The organism is Vibrio sp. OPT24 (assembly GCF_015163545.1).
Lineage (GTDB): Bacteria > Pseudomonadota > Gammaproteobacteria > Enterobacterales > Vibrionaceae > Vibrio > Vibrio cyclitrophicus.
The window spans coordinates 113,433-133,731 of sequence record NZ_JADDYI010000004.1 but is presented as its reverse complement, the minus strand read 5'-3'; the positions used below and the strand labels follow the sequence as shown (position 1 = coordinate 133,731).

Annotated in this window: 16 protein-coding genes; 13 read left to right on the top strand and 3 right to left on the bottom strand. The window is 42.2% G+C overall.

Annotated features, from left to right (window positions below; all coding sequences use genetic code 11):
* Positions 1 to 76 precede the first annotated feature (76 nt).
* The 9 genes from IQO02_RS01635 (at position 77) to rmf (ending at position 14,301) form a co-directional block, all read left to right on the top strand.
* Entirely contained in the window at positions 77 to 295 is a 219-nt protein-coding gene (locus IQO02_RS01635; RefSeq protein ID WP_010440766.1) for a DUF2835 domain-containing protein, read from the top strand.
* Positions 296 to 523: 228 nt separating this feature from the next.
* A complete protein-coding gene (locus IQO02_RS01630) occupies positions 524 to 5,365 on the top strand; it encodes an NAD-glutamate dehydrogenase (protein WP_016783652.1) in 4,842 nt (1,613 codons plus the stop codon).
* A 307-nt stretch (positions 5,366 to 5,672) separates the two neighbouring features.
* Positions 5,673 to 6,683: a quinone-dependent dihydroorotate dehydrogenase gene (gene pyrD, locus IQO02_RS01625; protein WP_010440770.1), complete on the top strand. Its 1,011-nt coding sequence runs from the start codon at positions 5,673 to 5,675 to the stop codon at positions 6,681 to 6,683.
* A 204-nt stretch (positions 6,684 to 6,887) separates the two neighbouring features.
* Positions 6,888 to 7,436 (top strand): cell division protein ZapC, encoded by a 549-nt coding sequence (locus IQO02_RS01620; protein ID WP_016767709.1) that lies wholly within the window; start codon positions 6,888 to 6,890, stop codon positions 7,434 to 7,436.
* 507 nt (positions 7,437 to 7,943) lie between these two features.
* Complete coding sequence (gene rlmKL, locus IQO02_RS01615) at positions 7,944 to 10,064, top strand: bifunctional 23S rRNA (guanine(2069)-N(7))-methyltransferase RlmK/23S rRNA (guanine(2445)-N(2))-methyltransferase RlmL (protein ID WP_102282678.1); 2,121 nt, start codon at positions 7,944 to 7,946, stop codon at positions 10,062 to 10,064.
* 26 nt (positions 10,065 to 10,090) lie between these two features.
* Entirely contained in the window at positions 10,091 to 10,351 is a 261-nt protein-coding gene (locus IQO02_RS01610; protein WP_012603885.1) for a glutaredoxin family protein, read from the top strand.
* A complete protein-coding gene (locus IQO02_RS01605) occupies positions 10,329 to 12,245 on the top strand; it encodes an ABC transporter ATP-binding protein (RefSeq protein ID WP_016767711.1) in 1,917 nt (638 codons plus the stop codon). Before IQO02_RS01610 ends, IQO02_RS01605 begins: the two co-directional genes overlap by 23 nt.
* Before the next feature lie 9 nt (positions 12,246 to 12,254).
* A complete protein-coding gene (locus tag IQO02_RS01600; RefSeq protein WP_046209385.1) occupies positions 12,255 to 13,967 on the top strand; it encodes a DUF3466 family protein in 1,713 nt (570 codons plus the stop codon).
* A gap of 160 nt (positions 13,968 to 14,127) precedes the next feature.
* Complete coding sequence (rmf, locus tag IQO02_RS01595) at positions 14,128 to 14,301, top strand: ribosome modulation factor (protein WP_016767713.1); 174 nt, start codon at positions 14,128 to 14,130, stop codon at positions 14,299 to 14,301.
* Positions 14,302 to 14,549: 248 nt separating this feature from the next.
* On the opposite strand, the gene fabA is transcribed toward rmf, so the two are convergent.
* Both fabA and IQO02_RS01585 read right to left on the bottom strand, forming a co-directional pair.
* Positions 14,550 to 15,065: a bifunctional 3-hydroxydecanoyl-ACP dehydratase/trans-2-decenoyl-ACP isomerase gene (gene fabA / locus IQO02_RS01590; RefSeq protein ID WP_010440782.1), complete on the bottom strand. Its 516-nt coding sequence runs from the start codon at positions 15,063 to 15,065 to the stop codon at positions 14,550 to 14,552.
* Between the two features lie 70 nt (positions 15,066 to 15,135).
* Entirely contained in the window at positions 15,136 to 16,788 is a 1,653-nt protein-coding gene (locus IQO02_RS01585) for an AAA family ATPase (protein WP_016795567.1), read from the bottom strand.
* Positions 16,789 to 16,977: 189 nt separating this feature from the next.
* On the opposite strand from IQO02_RS01585, the gene matP reads away from it, so the two are divergent.
* The 4 genes from matP (at position 16,978) to IQO02_RS01565 (ending at position 19,542) form a co-directional block, all read left to right on the top strand.
* Entirely contained in the window at positions 16,978 to 17,433 is a 456-nt protein-coding gene (matP, locus tag IQO02_RS01580) for a macrodomain Ter protein MatP (RefSeq protein ID WP_010440786.1), read from the top strand.
* Between the two features lie 21 nt (positions 17,434 to 17,454).
* Entirely contained in the window at positions 17,455 to 17,763 is a 309-nt protein-coding gene (locus tag IQO02_RS01575) for a DUF3634 family protein (RefSeq protein ID WP_010440789.1), read from the top strand.
* Positions 17,764 to 17,867: 104 nt separating this feature from the next.
* Positions 17,868 to 18,179 (top strand): hypothetical protein, encoded by a 312-nt coding sequence (locus IQO02_RS01570; protein WP_010440791.1) that lies wholly within the window; start codon positions 17,868 to 17,870, stop codon positions 18,177 to 18,179.
* 142 nt (positions 18,180 to 18,321) lie between these two features.
* Positions 18,322 to 19,542, top strand: coding sequence for a hypothetical protein (locus IQO02_RS01565; RefSeq protein ID WP_016767715.1), 1,221 nt, complete (start codon positions 18,322 to 18,324; stop codon positions 19,540 to 19,542).
* Between the two features lie 88 nt (positions 19,543 to 19,630).
* On the opposite strand, the gene IQO02_RS01560 is transcribed toward IQO02_RS01565, so the two are convergent.
* On the bottom strand, positions 19,631 to 20,248 hold the full coding sequence (locus IQO02_RS01560) for a DUF2971 domain-containing protein (RefSeq protein ID WP_016783646.1): 618 nt from the start codon (positions 20,246 to 20,248) through the stop codon (positions 19,631 to 19,633).
* Positions 20,249 to 20,299 lie beyond the last annotated feature (51 nt).

Genomic DNA, 20,299 nt, shown 5'->3' with positions numbered 1-20,299 from the left:
TAAGCGCTAACACTTTGCTAATTTTAACCCATTTGTGCCAAAAAACACCGGCACTGTATATTTATACAGGTATCGTATGAATCACTATATTTTCCAACTTAACATTTCGTATCAGCAATTCTTGGTGAGTTATTCTGGGGCGGCAAGCAAAGTTCAAGTGATAACAACGACAGGTTTACGTCTACAGTTACCTGCAACTCGATTCAGACCATTTCTTACACAAATAGGTGTTAGAGGGCGGTTTAGACTGACAACTGACCAAAAAAATAAGTTTATTAAGTTAGAAGCTCTGTAAAGCTTGGCATGCCTAGTGAGTTAAAAGGAATCTTAATCACATAATCAAACATTTCACCTCCTACCACCTCCAAAACAATTAACTATTTTTCAATAATGCTTTTACAATAAATGAATGCATTACCTTTACTTAACTCGTTAGTAGAAAAGCGCTCAACAGCGAGTTTCAAACACCAGATTAAGTGATCCCCCTAATAATAAAATATAATTCTAATTGTGGAGTGTGACTATGACCGCACGTGAAACTGTGGTTCCAGTTTTACTTGAAAAAGTTTACAAACTGATTCAAGACAAACTTGACCTTGCTCATCGACCTCTCGTAACTCAACTTGCTCAACACTTGTTTAGTAATGTTTCTCACGACGACTTGACTCAGAGAAACGAATCCGATTTATATGGTGCTGTAGTTAGCTTATGGCATCACATCAATGAAAAAAAAGCCGACGAAATCTCTGTTCGAGTATTTAACCCAACAGTAAGTCGTCAAGGTTGGCAGTCTACTCACACAATCGTAGAGATTGTAGTACCAGACAGCCCATTCCTGGTTGATTCAGTAAAAATGGCATTAACCCGTCTCGATCTTTCTTCTCACCTTATGCTTCACAACCCAACTCAAATATCTCGCTCTGATAAGGGCAGTGTTGTCGGCGTTAGCAATAACGAAGGTGCATTCCAATCGCTTTTCCATATCGAAGTTGACCGTCTTAGCAGCAAAGCTGAAATGACAGCGCTCAAAACGGAACTGCTGGATATTTTTACCGACACTGGGCTTGTTGTTAACGATTGGCTGAAAATGGTAGAAAGACTTGGAGAAGTTACTAACCAAGTTGAAGAGCAGAAAGATACCATTCCTGTCGACAGCCAGCGCTTTGATGAAACATTGGCATTTCTTCGTTGGTTAGGTGAGCACAACTTTACGTTTATGGGCTACAAGGAATATGACCTTGTTTCTGTGAATGGCGACACTGAATTGCAACCGACTAAAGAGCAAGGCCTTGGTTTGTTCGCAAATTCAGATCGCGTTCGCAATGTTAAGCTGTCTGAATTTTCTGACTCGGCACGTCTAGAAGCGAAAAAACCTTATGTACTTATCGTAACTAAAGGTAACACGGCTTCTCGCATTCATCGCCCAGCTTACAATGACTACATTGGCATTAAGAAATTCGACAAGAACGGTAAGGTCATTGGCGAGCACCGCTTTACAGGCCTTTACACTTCAGCCGTTTATAACCAAACCGTTGAAAGTATTCCTCTAGTTCGTGAAAAAGTAGAGCGTATCTTAGACGCGAGTGGTTACCGTGAGGGTTCATATTCTTACAAAGCACTGCACAATATTCTTGAAAACTACCCACGAGATGAATTGCTTCAAGCTCGAGAAGAAGAGCTACTCGAAGTGGGCACTGGTGTCGTACAAATGCAAGATCGTGATCTTCTGCGCTTGTTTGTTCGCAAAGACCCGTTTGGCCGTTTCTTTAGTTGTATGGTTTACGTAACAAAAGATCGTTACAACACTGAGCTTCGCCGTCAAACACAACGCATCTTGAAGCAGTACTTTGGTTGTGAGCAGGAAGTGGAATTCACAACATACTTCTCTGAAAGCCCACTGGCGAGAACGCATTATATTGTTCGTGTTGATAACAACAACATGGATGTGGACGTGAAAACAATTGAGCAAAATTTAATGGAAGTATCGTCTACATGGGATGACCGTCTCTCTGAATCAATCATTGCAAACTTTGGTGAAAGCAAAGGCCTTCCATTGTCGAAAGAGTATATGCGTGCATTCCCACGTTCGTACAAAGAGGACATGATGCCAGGCTCAGCTGTTGCTGACATCGAACGTTTAGAAGCGTTAAGTGTAGACAACAAACTGGGTATGCTTTTCTACCGTCCTCAAGAAGAAGCGGCGGATTCAAAAGCCGTTCGTTTGAAGTTGTTCTATCACAGTGATGAGCCAATCCACCTTTCAGATGTAATGCCAATGCTTGAAAATTTTGGCCTGCGCGTTATCGGTGAATCTCCATATGAAGTCCGTAAAACCAATGGTGTGACATATTGGATCTTGGATTTCTCAATGCTGCATAAGAGTGACAAGACAATTGATCTTCGTGAAGCTCGTGATCTTTTCCAACAAGCGTTTGCGGCAATTTGGGCGGGCGAGTTAGACAGCGATGGTTTCAACCGCTTGGTGCTAGGCGCGGGTCTTTCTGGTCGTGAAATTTCAATTTTACGTGCTTATGCACGCTACATGCGCCAAGTTGGCTTCCCATTCAGTCAACAATATATTGAAGACACACTGTCTCATTACCCAGATTTAGCAAAAGGTCTAGTCAGCTTATTTGGCAAGCGTTTTGATCCTAAACTCAAGGGTAGCGCGAAGGGCCAACAAGATCTTATCAAGAAGATCACTGAGCAGTTGGATCACGTAGAAAGCTTGGATGATGATCGTATCATTCGTCGCTACATGGAAATGATCACTGCCACGCTGCGTACTAACTACTACCAAGTAGATGAAAATAAGCAATCTAAGCCTTGGTTGGCTCTGAAAATGAGACCAAGTGAGATTCCAGATATCCCGGCACCGGTTCCTGTATTTGAGATTTTCGTTTACGCACCGGACATTGAAGGTGTGCATCTACGTGGCGGCAAAGTTGCGCGTGGTGGTTTACGTTGGTCAGACCGTCAAGAGGATTTCCGTACGGAGATTCTAGGCCTAGTTAAAGCACAGCAAGTTAAGAATACGGTGATTGTGCCCGTTGGTGCAAAAGGTGGTTTCGTTTGTAAGCGTCAGCATATGATGTCTGGCCGTGATGAAATCTTCGCTGAAGGTCAACGTTGTTATAAGCGCTTCATCCGTGCATTACTCGACGTATCAGACAACATCATCGAGGGTGAGGTTATCCCACCTAAGAGCGTCGTTCGTCATGATGAAGACGACCCATATTTAGTTGTTGCTGCGGATAAAGGTACCGCGACATTCTCAGATCTGGCTAACTCAGTTGCTGCAGAGTACAACTTCTGGCTAGGAGACGCGTTTGCATCGGGTGGTTCTAATGGTTATGACCATAAAGCCATGGGGATTACAGCAAAAGGTGGTTGGGAATCGGTTAAGCGTCACTTCCGTGAGATGGGTATTAACTGTCAAACCACAGACTTCACTGCGATAGGTGTTGGTGATATGGCTGGTGACGTGTTTGGTAACGGCATGCTGTTATCTAAGCACATCCGTTTACAAGCTGCGTTTAACCACATGCACATCTTCATTGATCCTAACCCAGAATCAGCGTCAAGCTGGGTAGAGCGTGATCGTCTATTTAATCTACCTCGCTCAAGCTGGGAAGATTATAATAAAGACCTGATTTCTCAAGGTGGTGGCATCTTCTCTCGCCGAGCGAAGTCTATCTCTCTGACACCTGAAATACAGAAAATGCTGGGCACGAAGAAAGCATCAATGGCACCAAATGACTTGATCAAAGCGATCCTGTCTATGAACGTTGATCTACTTTGGAACGGTGGTATTGGTACTTATGTTAAGTCTTCAAGCGAGACTCATACTGATGTAGGTGACCGTGCAAATGACGTTCTACGTATCGATGGTCGCGACCTAAAGGCCAAGGTTGTTGGCGAAGGTGGGAACTTGGGTATGACTCAATTGGGTCGTATTGAATATGCTCTAACGGGCGGTCGAGTTAATACTGACTTCGTTGATAACGTTGGTGGTGTAGACTGCTCGGATAACGAAGTTAACATTAAGATCTTCTTGAATGGTTTGGTGTCTAATGGTGATCTAACCGTCAAACAACGTAACCAAGTTCTTGAGTCTATGGAAGACGAAGTAGGCGAAATCGTACTAGACGACGCATACTGCCAAGCCGAATCTATTTCGGTTACTGAGCACCAAGGTGTTGGCTTAGTCAAAGAGCAAATCCGCTTTATTCACACAATGGAAAAAGCAGGGTACTTGGATCGTGGTTTGGAATATATCCCAGATGACGAAACATTGCTTGAGCGCGAAAAGCAGGGTCAAGGCCTAACAAGACCAGAGCTTTCTGTACTTGTTGCTTACGGTAAAATGGTACTTAAAGAAGATCTTGTGAGTGATGATATTGCGAATGATGAGTTCCATGCTCGACAGTTGATGCAATACTTTCCAACTGCGTTACGTCGTAACTACTCTCAGCATATGGATAACCATCCATTGCGTGCAGAAATCATTGCGACTGCACTCGCTAACCAAATGGTTAACGAAATGGGATGCAATTTTGTGACTCGCTTGCAAGAAGAGACGGGCGCAAATATTGTAGATATCGCTAATGCTTACGCAGCATCTCGCGAAATCTACGGTTTAGGTCAGGTGCTTAAGAGTATTCGTGAACTCGATAACATCTCAAGCTCTGAAGCTCAATACGAGTTGCTTTACCATGTACGCCGTACTCTTCGTCGACTCGCTCGTTGGTTGCTAAGAAATCGTACAGGTAAGCAATCGGTGAATGCATTGATTGAGTTATACCAAGGTGATGTAGTTACGATAACTGAGAATCTGGATGAAAATCTTGTGGCTTCAGAAGTAGAAGAGCATCAAGCAATGGCTCAAGTGTGGATTGACCAGGGCGTGAATGCAGAACTGGCTAATTCAGTCGCACGTTTGTCTAGCTTATACTCAGCGCTGGATATATCCACAGTAGCTCGTGAAACCGGTAAAACAGTACAACAAGCGTCTAAGCTTTACTTCAACCTTGGCGACCGTTTGTCATTGCACTGGTTCTTGAAGCAAATCAATGGCCAAGCTGTAGACAACAACTGGCAAGCACTGGCGCGTGCAGCATTCAGAGAAGATCTGGATTGGCAACAACGTCAGTTAACTGGCCAAGTACTCAACTGTGGTTGTGCTTCGGACATCGATGTGATTAAAGCGCTTGATGATTGGATGGAAAATAACTCTGTTTCTCTACATCGCTGGGAAAGTATCTTGAACGAATTCAAAGTAGGTTCGGTTCACGAGTTTGCTAAGTTCTCAGTGGCATTGCGTGAATTGATGCTGTTAAATCTTAATTGCATGTCTAAAGATTAGCGATTAGATAAAGACGATAATACAAAGGCAGGCCATAAGGTCTGCCTTTTTTGTTTGGAAAAGTCGAACTACTCATTTGATTGAGTGATTATGCTTAGGTTAAAGGGAACAAAGTGAAGTAGTAGGGTGAATGATACTCAAACTCAGCGAGTGTTTATAGAAACGGTATCGTTTGCTTAATAAAGAACCTCATTCGCTAACAAACTCGATTATCTTACCCCTACAGACAGTAATAGATTGAATAGTTGAGTAAATAAGTAAATAATATCGCCCCGTTTACACGGGGCTTTTTTCTATCGGAGGCACAATGCTTTACCGTCTAGCCAGAACTGGCTTTTTCCAACTTGATGCCGAAAAGGCACATGATCTTGCAATTCAAAATTTCAAACGCTTCACAGGCACACCTATTGATCTTTTGTATCGCCAACAGTTACCTCACCGACCTGTAGAATGCATGGGTCTTACTTTTAAAAACCCAGTTGGCCTTGCTGCTGGCCTAGATAAAAACGGCGAATGTATTGATGCATTTGGCGCAATGGGTTTTGGTTTCGTTGAAGTCGGGACTGTTACTCCTCGTCCACAAGCGGGTAACGACAAACCTCGTTTATTCCGTCTTGTTGAGGCTGAAGGTATCATCAACCGCATGGGCTTCAATAACCTAGGCGTCGACAATCTGATTGAGAACGTTAAGAAGTCAAACTACGACGGTATCTTAGGTATCAATATCGGCAAGAACAAAGACACACCAATTGAAAAGGGCGCAGAAGATTACCTGATTTGTATGGAGAAGGTATATCAATACGCGGGTTACATTGCTGTGAATATCTCTTCACCAAATACTCCTGGACTTCGTTCTCTGCAATACGGTGAAGCTCTAGACGATCTGTTGTCTGAACTTAAAGCGAAACAATCTGAACTGGAGGAGAAGCATGGCAAGTATGTTCCTCTTGCTCTTAAGATTGCTCCGGATCTAAGCGACGACGAGATTAAACAAATTTGTGAATCATTGGTCAAAAATGAGATTGATGGTGTGATCGCAACCAACACGACGTTGGATCGTTCAATTGTTGAAGGCATGAAGCATTGCGATGAAGCGGGTGGTCTTAGTGGGCGTCCAGTTCAATCTCGTAGTACAGAAGTGGTTCGTAAACTTCACGAAGAACTTGGTGACAAACTGCCGATCATTGGGGTAGGTGGCATTGACTCTTATGTCGCAGCAAAAGAGAAAATGATGGCAGGTGCTAAACTTGTCCAAGTTTATTCTGGCTTTATCTATAAAGGCCCAGGTCTTGTAGGCGATATTGTCAAAAATCTATAGTTCGTAAAATCGATCGTAGTCAAAGGCTATAATCCGGTATCGTCTTACTAAAAGAGACACTGTAACTCAATGAGTTGTAGAGAAAAGCGATAAGAAAGAGGAATTCATTTCCTCTTTTTTTTTGCCTATTGCTCAGTAAAATTACTGTAATTGAAGGTAATTTTGCGTTTTACCTAATGGAATGGTTCAACAGTGTGAGACGAAATGATGCTTAAACCTAGCGATACATGGAATTGGTATTACGATGAGCAGCAATGTTCATTAATGCTAAGCCTCGGAGAGGATATGATTTTCAAAACGAATCTGGTCCGCAATAAGCTGGTGGACTGCGCGTTTAGAGATAATGAATTCACCGTTGATGACGCATCCTCATACCAAACCTTCAAAGAACAAATTTCTGGCTTAGAACTGTCTGAGCCTCGTCAAGCTGAACTTGCACTTTATTGTGTGGCAGCAAAGCGCTTCCACAAGCCTGTGCAGCCTAAGAGTTGGTTTTTCGACTCACAAGGTACAGGCCATGAACACCCTCAAGAAGGGGACATAGTACAAATGAGTAACGAGCATAGCTTAGGTTACTTCATCGTACTAGAAGTGGGAGAGTGTGCGAGCCTATGTGCTTTTGTAGACCTAGAAGAGTTCTTACTTACCCCTTCAAAAGGACTTCGATTTGGTGACTCTATTAAGGTGATGCATGACAGAATGGTAAACGCGAACGCTATTCTTCATCACGGCCACATAGCGATGGTCGGTTAAGCTCCAATCTAGAGCATTATTTCTAGCACATATTACAGCGCACAATTCACAAAACCTTCCTCAGAATCGGCTTAATAGCCGATTTTTTTGTGCCTAAAAAACCTCATTCTGATAAATACATCACCTGTTATCCATTTAAATAGTGAACACTCGACTATTTTTTCGCCTTAATTCCTGCCTGTTTTTATCACCAAAAGTGTAAATAACTCGAATTTATTCCTTGTTTATTGTCATTTGTAGCTAACTTTCACTCATAAATTTAACCTGGTATATACCAATTTTGATGTGAATATAAATTCAAATCACCACTTTGGGCGATGTTAGGTCACAAATCATGTTGGTTTAGTAAGTCTTATGTCCTAAGGGAATGTGGGTAAGCGATCGCTTCGACACTGTGCACTTGCTAGCCAGTTAGTCGAAAGATTCAATGAAAAGACGAGTTTAGTGTGATGCTCTGGTAATAAATTCAGGTATAATCGAGCTCATTTTTATCAATAAAAGAACACTATGAATCAATATCTAGCGGTTACCTCAAATGGCCTTGAGAATTTATTAGTTGAAGAACTAACCCAACTAGGGATTACAAACGCAAAACCTGTTCAAGCAGGTGTTAAATTCAAAGCCACCAATGAGCAAATTTATCGTTGTTGTTTGTGGAGCCGTTTGGCTTCTCGATTTGTACGTGTCCTTTCTGAATTCACTTGTATGGACGACATGGATTTGTACCTATCAACCACAGCGGTTAACTGGGTAAATCAATTCCATAGCTCTAAGCGTTTTGTTGTTGACTTCAATGGTACGAACAACGAAATCCGTAATAGCCAATACGGTGCGATGAAAGTAAAAGATGCCGTTGTTGATTGCTTTGAGAAGAAGTCTTTACCTCGTCCTTCTATTAGCAAAGAGAACCCAGACATTCGTATCCACGTTCGTTTACACCGTGATAAAGCGATTCTTGGTGTTGATATGGTAGGTAGCGGTCTTCACCAACGTGGTTACCGTCCTGAATCAGGTCGAGCACCACTACGTGAAACTCTTGCTGCCGCGATTCTTCTTCGTAGTGGTTGGGACGCAACTAAGCCTTTCCTAGATCCAATGTGTGGTTCAGGTACGTTAGTGATTGAAGCGGCGATGATGGCTGCAAACATGGCTCCAGGTGTTAAACGTCAGAAGTGGTGTTTTGAATCACTAGAAGATTTCGAACCAGAGCTATGGGCTGAAGTGAAAGCTGAAGCGAACGTTCAAGGTCGTCGTGGTGTTAAGAAAGTGGAATGTAAGTTCTATGGCTACGACAATGATGAACGTATGATCAAAACTGCGCGTGACAATGCTCGTCGTGCCGGTGTTGAAGAGTTGATTGAATTCGAAGTAGGCGATGCTGCAAAGCTTAAGCGTCCTACAGAGTTTACTGATGGTGTGATTGTTTCTAACCCGCCTTACGGTGAACGTCTTGGTACCGAGCCGGGTCTTATTGCTCTTTACACAGCATTCGGCGCGCAGCTTAAAGCTGAATTTGGTGGTTGTAACGCGTCTATCTTTTCTAGTTCAGACGAACTACTTAGCTGTTTACGCATGCGTGCAGAAAAACAGTTCAAATTGAACAACGGTGCGTTACCGTGTCACCAAAAAAACTATTCAATTTCAGATCGTCCGATGTCAGAACGTCCAACGGGCGAGCAAGAACAGCTGATTGCGCCTGATTTCGCAAACCGTCTTAAAAAGAACATCGGTAAAATTGGCAAGTGGGCTAAGAAAGAGCAATTAGATTGCTACCGTATCTATGATGCTGACTTACCAGAATACAATGTAGCGATTGATGTATACCCAGGCCACCTTGTGATTCAAGAATACGCAGCGCCTAAAGATGTACCAGAAGATAAAGCAAAGCGCCGTCTAACCGACATTATCCGTGCTTCTATTCAAGTAACGGGCGTTGAAGCAAACAACGTGGTTCTTAAGGTTCGTCAGAAGCAGAAAGGCCGTTCTCAATATCAAAAAATGGCTCAAGATTCATCTAACCTAGAAGTGAACGAGTACGGCGTTAAACTCATTGTTAATCTTCATGATTACTTAGATACAGGCTTGTTCTTAGACCATAAGATCACTCGTCGTCGTATCGGTGAGATGGCTGCAGGTAAAGATTTCCTAAACCTGTTTGCTTACACTGGCAGTGCATCTGTTCATGCTGCAGTAGGTGGCGCACGCTCTACAACAACGGTTGACATGTCGAATACCTACCTTGAGTGGGCAAAGCAGAACATGGAGCTTAATGGTCGTGTTGGTCGTCAACATCAGTTTGTGCAAGCTGACTGCTTACAATGGTTGGTTAAAGAGCAGGGTTCTTACGATCTGATTTTTATTGATCCACCTACGTTCTCAAACTCTAAGCGTATGGATCAATCTTTCGATGTTCAACGTGATCACATTCAGTTGATGGAAAACCTTAAGCGTCTTCTTCGTGAAGAAGGTAGGATTGTATTTTCCAACAACAAGCGTCACTTTAAGATGGATCTAGAAGGTCTAGAAGCGTTAGGTCTTAAAGCTCAGAATATCTCAGCTAAGACGCTTCCATTAGATTTCTCTCGTAATAAGCATATTCATAACTGCTGGTTGATTACACACAAATAATCAAAGAGATTGTATAAGGATATAGAGTGCTGACTCTCTACAGTACAGAAGGGTGCCATCTATGTGAGATGGCATTCAAACTCACGGAACAGTTAAACATTAGCCATCACGTCAACGTTGTCGACATTGCATTTGATGATGAGCTCTTTTCCCGTTACGGGGTCACTATTCCGGTGCTCAAATTTGAAAGCTCTGACTTCTCTCAAAGCTCAGAGCTTAACTGGCCATTTGGCTTGTTAGAACTTAATGATTGGTTAAAAAAGAATGGCATTACTTACAATTCATAACGGGCAATTAGCGTTTGGCGATCACCCGTTATTAGATCGTGCGGACTTTGCACTGCAAGAAAATGAACGTGTGTGTTTAGTAGGGCGCAATGGCGCGGGTAAGTCTACGTTGATGAAGATCCTGTCAGGGAATATCATCATGGACGACGGTAAGATGCAAATCACACAAGATGTAGTTGTATCTCGCTTAGAGCAAGATCCCCCGCGTAATGAGCAAGGTACCGTCTATGACTACGTTGCTGGTGGCTTAGCTGAAATTGGCGAGCAACTGAAGATCTATCATGATCTTTTGGATCTCATTGGTACTGACCCAAGTGAAAAGAACCTAAACCGTCTTACTCGTGTTCAAGAGCAGTTAGATCACGCAAACGCATGGCGTTTCGAAGATCGTGTAAGTAACGTAATGGCGGCGCTTAAGCTGACTGCTGAAACCAAACTGACCGATTTGTCTGGTGGTTGGCAACGTAAAGCTGCGCTTGCGCGTGCATTAGTGTGTGATCCAGACGTTCTACTTCTAGACGAACCGACTAACCACTTGGATGTTGCAACTATTGAATGGTTAGAAGGCTTCCTGAAAGACTTCCGTGGTTCAATCATCTTTATCTCGCATGACCGTGCGTTCATTAAATCGATGGCAACACGTATCGTTGATCTTGATCGCGGTAAACTGAGCTCTTTCCCGGGGGATTACGAAAACTACCTATTAGAGAAAGAAGAAGCGTTGCGTGTTGAGGAAATGCAGAACGCTGAATTTGATAAAAAGCTTGCTCAAGAAGAAGTTTGGATTCGTCAGGGTATCAAAGCTCGTCGAACTCGTAACGAAGGCCGTGTGCGTGCTCTCAAGAAGCTGCGTGAAGAACGTATCAATCGTCGTGAAGTGCAGGGTAAAGCGGTTATCCAGATTGATGATGGTCAACGCTCAGGCAAGATTGTATTCGAAGCAGAAAATCTTAACTTTGGTTTTGAAGGCAAAGAGATTGTTAAAGACTTTAGCTTCAACATCATGCGTGGTGATCGTATTGCTCTGATCGGTCCTAATGGCTGTGGTAAGAGTACGGTGCTTAAACTGCTTCTTGATCAACTTAAGCCAGATTCAGGTCGCCTGCATTGTGGTACTAAGCTGGAAGTGGCTTACTTCGACCAATATCGTGAAATCCTAGACCCTGAGAAGTCTGTAATTGATAATCTAGCGGATGGTAAGCAAGAAGTGACAGTAGGCGGCCGTGAGCGCCATGCACTGAGTTACCTGCAAGATTTCTTATTCTCTCCTAAACGTGCTCGTACTCCTGTAAAGGCACTATCTGGTGGTGAGAAAAACCGTCTGTTATTAGCTCGTATCTTCCTTAAGTCGAACAACTTATTGATTCTCGATGAGCCGACCAACGATCTAGATATAGAAACTTTGGAACTTTTAGAAGATTTGCTTGCCAACTATCAGGGTACACTTCTTTTAGTGAGCCACGATCGTCAGTTTGTTGATAATACGGTGATGACAAGTTGGATCTTTGAAGGTAATGGCGTTATTGAAGAATTTGTTGGTGGTTACCATGATGCCCAGCAGCAAAGAAAGCAGGCATTAGAGTACCGACAGGTTGAAAAGCCATCAAAGCCCGAGAAAGTAGTTGAGGAAACTCCCAAAACTGCGCCAGTTAAGGCTAAACCTAAGAAGTTATCGTATAAGCTACAACGAGAACTAGAAGCGCTACCAATGCGTTTAGAAGAATTGGAAACTCAAATTGAAACTCTTCAGGAAGAAGTCAACGATCCCAGCTTCTTTTCAAAATCTGTAGAGCAGACACAACCAGTTTTAGATAAGCTATCTGCAGCAGAGCAGGAGCTTGAAGTTGCTTTTGAGCGCTGGGAAGAGCTCGAGGCACTACAACAGGAAAGTTAAGAAGTAATAATGACTTGTACTAAATTTAAATTAACTACAGTTGCAGCATTAGTTTTAGCTGCAACTAATGCCAATGCTGCGCTTTACAAGGTCGTTGAAGTCACTCCTTCAATTACAGGTGCCTCTGAAATCTATGGTGTGGCGATTCAACCTGGTGTTGCGACAGACGGAACGAATGAGCTTGCGTTAGGTTGCTTCGATTCAGCTGCAACCAACTGTACCGATAGTGCATTTAAACTTGCTGGTGAGACTCGCGATACGCTTGAAGCGGTAAGTTATCGTGAAGAAGTACCATTCGCAATGGATGCACCATTTCAGTACATTCAAGAGCGTGATGATTTCGAAAACTATTGTTATCGAGAGCTGAGATATTCTACATGTGAAAGTTGGGCTGAAAACCGTTGGAATGACACTTGGAGTAAGGAAAGAAATGACCTTACTCACGTAAATGCGAAAGCGTTTGTTGAAGGTGGGGATACTTTTGAAACTCGCAATACGGTAATCAATTCTTTAGATGAGAATGCCCAACCTGTGGGGATCAAATCCAAAGATGATATTCGCAATAATGCATTGTTTACGACGACAGCGGCGCCAACTGGAGCTTCAGAAACTCGTGCTTGGAAAGCGATAACGGCAAGCAACGGTACCGTTTACAATGTAGGTAGTATCTCTGAAGAATTTGATCCGACTGACACTTCTGAACCAGATAAGGCGTTTGCTTCTAAAGCGGCAATTTGGGGTGGCACAACAACAAAAGAAATTGATTGGGTCAGAAGTGGTAATGCCCAACAAGGCGATTATTTTGCTCAAGGCAGTATGCGTTCAATTGTTGAGTCGAGTTCGATCTTTTATGGTGTCGGTTACAACACTGTAGATGGGAATGGCGACCTTCAAGACATGAACGCAAGTGTTTTTGTTAGTGATTCATTAGACATTTCAGGCTCTTGGTCAACGAAAGTTATTAGCGGTGCAGAGGTTAAGTCTGGTTCATCTAACGATGATGCGAGATACAGTAACTCCGTTGCTACTGACATCAACGATAACTTGTTTGCTGTGGGTTATTCTAAGCGTAATGGTTATGTACCAGAGAGCGGTAGTGCAGGTAATAAGATTTTCGTTGTTACGGATGCATCTGCAGTGACTCCGACGGCAACATACCTGTCTGGTGGTATCTTCTTTGGTGGCTCAAGTGGTGAAGCTAAAGCCGTTAACAACTTCAATGAGTTTGTCGGTCAAATAGATGCAGAAACCACTCGTGAGGTTGATGGTAGTGAGCGTAGACATAGAGGCTTTATCTACCCATACAATGTCGACTCCTCGAAAGATGAGCGTCGTGTAGACATCTTTAATGGCCAAGCTTGGTGGTTAGATGATCTAACAAATGACGGCAACGCGTCTGGAGATAACAACAAGTTCAGAATTATTGATGCTTCCGATATCAATGATGCAGGTGTGATCTCAGCTACAGCTATCAAGTGTACCGTTGGTGGAACAACACAACCATACGATACAACGTCACATAACTCGTATTGTGGCGGTGCAGCAACTAATGCAGTTGAAGAGGTTGTTGCTGTTAAGTTGATTCCTATCGCTGGTAAAGGTAAAGCCGATATCCAAACTCGCAGCGCTGATACAGAAAAAGTTGATCGTCAAGGCGGTAGTCTAGGTTGGTTAACTTTGACTGTTCTTGGTCTATTAGGGTTCCGTAGAAAATTTAAATAATTTTATCTCTTGAGCCCGAGTTCACATTTCTGAATTCGGGCTTTTTTTCGCCTTGAGAAAAGTAAAAAATTGTTCGATTCTTAAAGTTGGAGTCACAAAAACTCCGCTAAGTTGTAATCATTGTATGTTAGTAAATCAACACCCGTGTGAGGACTGCACTATGAAGAGACAAAAGCGTGATCGACTAGAACGAGCACAATCTCAAGGCTACAAAGCTGGTTTAAATGGTAGGTCGCAAGAAGCTTGCCCATACAGCCAAATGGATTCTCGGTCTTATTGGTTAGGTGGTTGGCGTGATGCCAAAGATGATAAAAATGCAGGACTCTATAAATAGATAGGGCGCAAAGAATTCAAGGTCAAGGCTCCATTGTTGATTGAAACATTGGAGCCTTGTTAGTTTCAGACGAGTGCTAAGCTCCCCAGAGCTATAAAGTATTATAGTTTCGCTATCACAAGTGCGTTTTGCTGGTGGATTTAACTTATTTCATATTTAGGTCTAGGTATCCTGATGCACTATAACTGATTTTATTGGAGCAAAAATAAAGCAGCCTTTGGCTGCTTTATTAAAATACATCAAGCCGATTAGAACGCTGACGTATCTTGGAAAAGGCCAACTTTCAAGTCTTTAGCAACATAGATCTCTTTACCATCAACAAGTACGCGACCATCAGCAAGGCCCATAACTAGGCGACGGTTAACAACACGCTTCATGTGGATCTCGTAAGTTACTTTTTTCGCTGTAGGTAGAATTTGACCTGTGAATTTCACTTCGCCTACACCTAAAGCTCGGCCTTTACCTTTGCCGCCAACCCAACCAAGGTAGAAGCCAACAAGCTGCCACATTGCGTCAAGGCCTAGACAACCAGGCATTACTGGATCACCAGGGAAGTGACAGTCGAAGAACCATAGGTCAGGAGTAATATCCAGTTCAGCAAGAATCAAACCTTTACCGAAATCACCTTCAGTTTCAGACATTTTAGTGATGCGATCCATCATCAACATGTTCGGTGCTGGTAGTTGAGGACCTTCTGGCCATAGTTCGCCTTGGCTTGATGCTAGAAGATCTTCGCGAGTGTAAGAATCACGTTTGTTTTGCATTATCAATTACTCCGATTTTTGATAGGTGCATATTAGTGAACAGGTGTACGCTAAACAAGTCCGATCAGTACTAGACAAACCAGTTTTTGATGCGTCCAACAATTCCAATAGGGTGCTCATGTCTTTCAAAGTTTTCAATACGTTCCGCGATTTTACTCAGAACGCTTTCTTGTTCATCGTCTCTAAATGGTTTGTTCATAATCAGAGGAATCGCTTCATCTACATTAGAAACAGACCAAATATGGAATTCTTCATTTTTGATGCTTTCAATAAGGTCAGGTTTAAGAGCCAGATGCCTTAAGTTAGATTTTGGAAGGATCACGCCTTGCTCGCCGGTTAAGCCATTGTGCTTACACACATGATAGAATCCTTCGATTTTCTCGTTTAACCCACCAACCGCTTGTACACGACCAAACTGATCGACAGCCCCTGTTACCGCAATATGCTGATTGATAGGGTACTCAGAAAGCGCACTCACTAGAGAGCACAGTTCAGCAAGAGAAGCGCTATCGCCATCAACTTCACAATACGACTGTTCAAACACCACAGAAGCTGCGTACGGTAGGGGATCTTCAAGGTTGAGTGCACTGCTAACAAAAGCTTGCATGATCATCATCCCTTTAGCGTGCAGGTTACCACCAAGCTCAGCTTTACGTTCAACGTCAGCAATGTCGCCATCACCGAAGTGAATAACACAAGAAATACGAGCGGGTTCCCCATAAGAGACAGGGTGTCCAGGCACATCGATAACAGTTAATCCATTTACTTGACCAACTTGTTCACCTTCAGTTTCGATAATGACCTGTCCATCTCGAATATCATCAAGAGCGCGTTCAGGTAGATACGACTCTCGGTTATATTTGTGTTGTAATGCTTGTTGGATATGGTGAATATCAATCTCACCGTTGCTCGCTTCCACGAGTGCTTCGTTCAATAGCGCATTGTGCCAAATTGGGCACAGCGGGATATAACTTTGATCTTCAGTTTCTCTTGCTCCGGCGGTAAGAATCCCCGTCAACGCTTGCTGTGTGATGTTAGGTAATTCATAGCGTTGCTGAAGCCACTTTAGATATCCAAGATATTGCGTCAAAGTGTCTTGTGAAAGCTTGATGTCTTGCTCAATTTCACTGAACAGGCAAAACCCTGTTTGAATATCACTGTCGAGATAATCAAGGTCACCTAATTGAGCTCTGTCTCCAACAACAATGAGTTTAATGTTGTAGGTAAGGGGTAAAGTAGGTGATTGATTTAAGTGTTCAGGATTACTACTGACCGGCTCTACAGCTTCACCAAGCAGGGCTGATTTTAGCAACAACCAGCTTCCAGGATTCGCTAAGATCAAGTTAGCTGAAACGATCAAATAGCCGTTGTTTGCTCTTGCGAGTAAGCCGGGTTTTGTCACGATGACTTTACCGTCTTTTGATTGAACTTGATCAAACAAAGAAACAGCATTTAAAGATTCGGTTTTTATAACCGGCAGAGTGTGATCATCTAATGCAGTGACTAAAGATTCAACAATCATTTGACGATAGATTGAGTTGTCCTGGGCGTTTACAAGTAAAACACGCGAAAGGTTGGACAAGCGGACAAAGCGGGTTAGCGCATCGTTAAATCGATGTTGAATGTCTGAAAATGGGAAAGGCGAGATGTCAGGGAATTGCTCTAATTGAGCACTATATTCGTCATACTGAGGCGTTACATGTCGCCAATCTACTTGAGTCATTTAGGTTTCTGATTATGGTAATAAGGTACGGAGTATATAGAAAAACCGATCTCGCTTGTAGCTCTATGTTGTAGTTACTAATCACTAAGCTAATATAAGTATGATCTTGGTCTATTCTTTCAAGACAATAATTGTTAATTAGCCCGCTTTGGGTTACGCTGTCACTAGGTTTTACACTCGAGATTAGACATGAAATATCAGCAACTTGAAAACTTGGAATGTGGTTGGAAATGGAACTATTTGGTCAAGAAATGGAAAGAAGGCGAATCGATCACTTGCCATATTGATTCAAGCGAAGCTGACGTTGCTGTACAAGCCTTATTGAAGCTTGAACACCAACCTACAGGCGTTCTCGAATGGATCTCTAACAACATGTCTCCTGAGCTCGATAACAAGCTTAAACAAGCGATCAGAGCGAAGCGAAAACGCCATTTCAATGCTGAACAAGTTCACACAAAAAAGAAATCAATCGACCTTGATTACCGCGTCTGGGAAAAGTTATCTCAACGCGCGAACGAATTGGGCTGCACGTTATCGGATGCCATTGAATACCTTGTGAGCGAAGCCTCTCGTAGTGAGCAGGCTAGTAAGACAGTAACAAGCCTTAAAGAAGACTTGAGTAAACTTCTTTCTGACGACAAGTAATCATCAATAAGTGGTGACATTATGATGTATGTAATCTTAATCGGTGCAGTCTTGGTTTTTTGGTTAGTGGCAATAGATAGACCCGTATTGAAAATCAAATTCAACGACGGCGTTATTGAACAGGTTAAAGGTCATCTTCCTCCGAGTTTTAAGCATAACCTTCAAGAAATTGGTAATAACAACGCCTTTAAAGGTGAACTAAAAGTGTACGCAAAACGCTCTGGCTATAATCTTAAGTTCACTAAAGAGGTACCTAAAAATGTTCAACAACGTATTCGTAACGTGTTTCCGCACAACGGCTTCAAGTCTAGAGGTTCAAAGAAAGCGTAATTGTCGAAAATTAAGCCTCGGTTGGTGAATAGCCATACTTAGTTAGTCCTCAATTTATCTCAATTACTTGCATACTGTTCTCCAACTTAATAATTGAGACCAGTATGAAATACCTAATATTCTTTTTTTATTTCTTATCCTTACACGTACTCAGTGATGATGCATTGACTAATCCAGTAGCAAAGAAGATTAAAGCGACTGTCATCAAAGGTGTCAGCAAGAGCAATGTTGACGTAGTGGGCTATTGCGACCTGATGATTGAGATGAAGCATTTCAAAGGCTATACAAGAATCAAAAGAGTAAGAACATCGGGCGATCCTCAAATCTGTAAACAGGCCAAAAAGCATTTACCAAAAAAGAAAAAGTACAAATACAGCTTTCCTGAGAAGTTTATCCGGTTACATATCACAGAATGATAGCTATAACGCACTATAACTAGATAACCTTAATTTAATTGAAACAATTTCGTGAACCAATCTCTGATTTCCATTAATATTAGTTTTATTATAAAGGCAGAATATGCAGACGAAAAACACTTAGGGCAAAGGAAAGTCACGGTTGTTGTTAGCAAATAAAAATTACACTCCGGAAGTCATTGAGATTTCTAGAAAGGTCTCAATTAATATTGAGGCTCGCTTTAATCGATGGTTAATCTCTCCAGAGTATAAGCTTGAGCAAGCCACAGTAGACACATTACTGAGTTTAGAAAATCGATACTGTGATAGCGTCATATTCGATGAGTGTGACCGAATATCTCACAATCAACGTGTTTTGCTGCGTTGTGAGCAGGACAGAGTTAATGCACATCGAGAGAAAGTCGTCGCGAAGCAACAAACATTGCGATACGTTATCGATGATGTGAGCAATGTCGCCTCAGCTCTGATGCTGGAAAAGCTTCAAAGCACCTTAATAAGTTCTTTGTTTTCTGATCTACCAGATTACAATCAATTCGCTAGTACTGCTTATTCGCCATCCTTAAATTTTTCTAAGCTCCATGAGATATCGGCCAAAAGTAGGTCATTGAGCTCAAGCTTAATAGAGTTTGTTTCTAACCGTGAATTCACAGACAAGTACGGTAAGAAAGCAAAGGTCATTCTTGACCCCAAAGTTGCAGCACGACAGATAGGAATTGAAAATTGCCGTTTATTGTTTCCTTTACTGATGAGCCAGCAGCTTATCAAGTGGAATGATGGCAATATTAAACATATCGTCCCTAAGGTTTGGCAACATCTAGTAGTAACGTCAAACGTGACGCGACTTCGACTTCAAGAAACCTCAGTAAAAGAGCCTAATGTTGGTATCCTTCTTGGTGTGTTGAGAGTGCTGCCTTTGTTCTTAATTTGTAACCACTTTTCTTCAACGTTTGAAGATGCACTAGTGAAAACTATGTTGGGTTACCGAGATGCAAGTGACAAGCATGATGAATATTACGCTTGCACTGAAGTACTACCAAACACACAGTTTCTTGAGGCTATGGTAGAGCAATTGGAACTCAAATTACTTAAAAATCTTGTTGATTTCATTGACTGGAGCCCAAGTAACCAATTTATAAAGCGTGCGCTTCTTGAGGAAGTTAATGATATTCCTGCTCTTGAACGAACGGTTTATGGCGCAGCACTGGCTCAAGGAAGGAAGTTTTCTATATATGAGGCGTTAGATAATAGTGATTTGTTCAACGCTAAACATCGCCCGTATTGGTTCTCTACAGTGCAAATGGCAGCAGCGACGATTAGCCAGGTACAAAGCAAAGTTCCAGGCAAGTTAACGACTCATATGTAGGTGTAGAAAACCAAAAGAGCCACAATTTATGTGGCGATTATTGTTGCGGTGTAACTTTTCATAATGCCATATTCCGTGACAGTAGAGCTTAGTTCATTGCTTGGAAAGTAAATGAATTCTGCTGAGCAATAGCATGCTTGACTGGAATGCCGAGGCTTTGGCATGTCATCAGAACTTTCAGTTTCCTATCAACAGGAGCGTGTTCCGAAAGAATCACAGATCTCAAGCATTCTCTATTCAGATACAATTTATGCCCGACAATCTCTTCATTAGGCAGTACCCATCGATATTCTTGTTCGTAACGCCAATTTGCATGCTTAATCTTAAACAGTTCGGCTCCCAGTTTAGCTGTTTTCAAATGAGTCTTGAAGTCGATGATAATAGGAGACGAATTAAAAATGGTTGGGTCATCTTCATACTGGACTTCAAAGCAGTTGAGTTTAGCTTTGCCACGATAAAAATTAAGATCATATTCGATACACATACCTTTAAAATTATCGCCATATTGTGACCACAATATAGGGTGGTCACTGGACTGAGAAAAGCACATGACTTTGAAATCGTTTTGAAGGTTTTCGTTGAACGCATGGTTAGATTCAAAAGGGTTATTAAAGGTTTTCGCGTAATCAAACCACAGCGAGCATTCAGATATCGATTGTATATTTCTATCATTAAGGGATCTGAACTTATAAAGCTTGGGTAACATATCAAACACCTATTTTACAAAATTGCCTGATGTTAACATTTTAAATTACAA

Excerpts from the sequence above, each read along its gene's own strand:
- fabA (WP_010440782.1), bottom strand. The coding sequence starts at position 15,065 with ATGCAAAACAAACGTGATTCTTACACTCGCGAAGATCTTCTAGCATCA.
- IQO02_RS01635 (WP_010440766.1), top strand. The coding sequence starts at position 77 with ATGAATCACTATATTTTCCAACTTAACATTTCGTATCAGCAATTCTTG.
- IQO02_RS01620 (WP_016767709.1), top strand. The coding sequence starts at position 6,888 with ATGATGCTTAAACCTAGCGATACATGGAATTGGTATTACGATGAGCAG.
- rlmKL (WP_102282678.1), top strand. The coding sequence starts at position 7,944 with ATGAATCAATATCTAGCGGTTACCTCAAATGGCCTTGAGAATTTATTA.
- IQO02_RS01600 (WP_046209385.1), top strand. The coding sequence starts at position 12,255 with ATGACTTGTACTAAATTTAAATTAACTACAGTTGCAGCATTAGTTTTA.
- pyrD (WP_010440770.1), top strand. The coding sequence starts at position 5,673 with ATGCTTTACCGTCTAGCCAGAACTGGCTTTTTCCAACTTGATGCCGAA.
- IQO02_RS01570 (WP_010440791.1), top strand. The coding sequence starts at position 17,868 with ATGAAATACCTAATATTCTTTTTTTATTTCTTATCCTTACACGTACTC.
- IQO02_RS01605 (WP_016767711.1), top strand. The coding sequence starts at position 10,329 with ATGGCATTACTTACAATTCATAACGGGCAATTAGCGTTTGGCGATCAC.
- matP (WP_010440786.1), top strand. The coding sequence starts at position 16,978 with ATGAAATATCAGCAACTTGAAAACTTGGAATGTGGTTGGAAATGGAAC.
- IQO02_RS01630 (WP_016783652.1), top strand. The coding sequence starts at position 524 with ATGACCGCACGTGAAACTGTGGTTCCAGTTTTACTTGAAAAAGTTTAC.
- IQO02_RS01585 (WP_016795567.1), bottom strand. The coding sequence starts at position 16,788 with ATGACTCAAGTAGATTGGCGACATGTAACGCCTCAGTATGACGAATAT.
- rmf (WP_016767713.1), top strand. The coding sequence starts at position 14,128 with ATGAAGAGACAAAAGCGTGATCGACTAGAACGAGCACAATCTCAAGGC.
- IQO02_RS01560 (WP_016783646.1), bottom strand. The coding sequence starts at position 20,248 with ATGTTACCCAAGCTTTATAAGTTCAGATCCCTTAATGATAGAAATATA.
- IQO02_RS01575 (WP_010440789.1), top strand. The coding sequence starts at position 17,455 with ATGATGTATGTAATCTTAATCGGTGCAGTCTTGGTTTTTTGGTTAGTG.